Source organism: Collinsella aerofaciens, assembly GCF_015557435.1.
Taxonomy (GTDB): Bacteria; Actinomycetota; Coriobacteriia; order Coriobacteriales; family Coriobacteriaceae; genus Collinsella; species Collinsella aerofaciens_Z.
This window is the reverse complement of the sequence record NZ_JADNOH010000033.1, coordinates 1-2,088: the sequence shown is the minus strand read 5'-3', so window position 1 is coordinate 2,088 and position 2,088 is coordinate 1. Positions and strand designations below refer to the sequence as shown.

At 56.3% G+C, this 2,088-nt stretch carries 1 protein-coding gene; it reads right to left on the bottom strand.

Going from position 1 to position 2,088, the window contains the following annotated elements; translation table 11 throughout:
- Window positions 1-168: 168 nt before the first annotated feature.
- Window positions 169-1,863, bottom strand: a complete 1,695-nt coding sequence (locus I2G43_RS02505; protein WP_195534962.1) for a phospho-sugar mutase — start codon at window positions 1,861-1,863, stop codon at window positions 169-171.
- Window positions 1,864-2,088 lie beyond the last annotated feature (225 nt).

The following is a 2,088-nucleotide window of genomic DNA, read 5'->3' as shown; positions in this document are numbered from 1 at the left end:
CGGCAAGGAGATATATTGCCAGACCGGAGGGGCGTGCGGGGCGGGAATCTGGGCGTACACATTTCCTACACATAGTAAGATCTCTCGGCTGCCAGACAAATATAAGAGGGGACCTCGTTTCCGAGATCCCCTCTTTCGCTTATCTATAGGAATAAGCCCTTAAATGCCTTATGCCAGCAGCTTGCGACCGGACTCCTCGATTGCGTCAAGCGCTGCATCCGCCTCGGCGGCATCTACGCCCTTGGCAAAGATATAGAGCTTGATCTTAGGCTCGGTACCGGAAGGACGGACAATGCCCTTGTTGCCACCCTCAAGGTCGAACTCAATGACGTTAGCCTTCGGCAGACCGTTCACGCAGGTGTTGTAGTCAACGACGGCCTCGATCTTGGACCCGGCAAGCTCCGTAGGCGGATTCTCGCGCAGACCAGCCATGATGCCAGCCATCTTTGCTGCACCCTCGGCACCCGGATAGCTCAGCGAAATCGTCTTGTTGTGATAGTAGCCATGCTTCTCGTACAGCTCATGCATAGCGTCGGCAAGATTCTTGCCCTGCAGTTTGTAGTACTGAGCCATCTGGCAAATAAGCAACGAGGTGCTGACGGCATCCTTGTCGCGCACATGATCGCCAGCCAGATAACCGTAGCTCTCCTCGAAACCGAAGATAAAGCGATCGACTTCGCCGGCATCGGAAAGAGACGTGATGATGTCGCCAATATACTTGAAGCCCGTCAGGCAGCGGCGGAGCTCAAAGCCATACTCAGCAGCCAGGGCATCAACCATGGCGGAAGACACGATCGTGGTGACGGCAACCTTCTTGGAGAGGTCCTCGCCACGAGCGGCGCGCGTCTTGCAGATATAGTCGAGCAGCAGAACGCCCATCTCGTTACCGGTCAGCAGCAGGTAGTCATCACCGTTCTTGACGGCAACGCCAACGCGGTCGGCGTCGGGATCGGTTGCGAGCAACAGATCGGGGTGAACCTGCTCGCACAGATCAATACCCTTCTGCATGGCCTGACGGATCTCGGGGTTGGGATACGGGCAGGTCGGGAAATCGCCGTTGGGCTCCTTCTGCTCGGGGACGACGGTGACATCGGTGATACCAGCGCGCTCGAGCACCGTGGTAACGGGGATGAGACCGGTACCGTTGAGTGGGGTGTAGACGAGCTTGAGCGGAGCGCCGGCAATCTCCTCGGCAGAAAGGTTGGTCACGCCGCGGGCGAGTACCGCATCGTAATAACGCTCGAGGCAGGAGTCATCGATCCACTTAACCAAGCCCTGCTCAACAGCCTCGTCAAAGTCCATGGACTTCACGCCGGTAAACGTATCGGTCTCGGCGATAGCCTTGGAAATAGCATCCGCGGCCTCGCTCGTGATCTGGCAACCGTCGGGACCATAGGCCTTATAGCCGTTGTAGGGCGCCGGGTTATGGCTAGCGGTCATGCAGATGCCACCGGAGCACGCGAGGTCGCGAACAGCCCAGGAAAGCGTCGTCACCGGAGAAATCTTAGGATACACAAGAGCCGTAACACCATTGGCGGCCAGAATGGCAGCGGTGGTCTTAACGAACAGCTCGCCCTTATTACGGCTATCGCGAGCGATGGCGACCGTCGGATTCTCGAACGTTGCGTTAAGGTAGTCGGCAAAGCCCTGCGTCGCACGACCGACCGTATAGATATTCATACGGTTGGTGCCGGCACCGATCGTGCCGCGGAGACCAGCGGTACCGAAGGCAAGATCCTGGAAGAAAGCATCGGTGATGGCGTCCTCGTCACCCTGCTCCTTCATCGTGTTGAGCTCGGCCAGGAGCTCCTCGTCCTTGACATTGGCAATCCAAGTATCAAGCAGCTCGTGAACATCTGCCATGTGAGTCCTTCCGTCACAATCAATAAAACGACCCGTAAAACAGGACAAGCGCAGTAGCACGCTAAAGCAAATATTAGTCCATTGAGAACAAAGAACCGACCAAAGAACGGTGAACGTCTATATTCAGCGGTGGATGATTAAATTGATTTAATTGCATAAGGAATGTTGCGCGTAAACGCAAAAAAGGGGGAGGCCGCGAGGCCTCCCCCTTCTTCGATTCAAGCG

Bases quoted from the DNA above. Each gene is read 5' to 3' on its own strand.
- I2G43_RS02505 (WP_195534962.1), bottom strand. From the start codon at position 1,863: ATGGCAGATGTTCACGAGCTGCTTGATACTTGGATTGCCAATGTCAAG.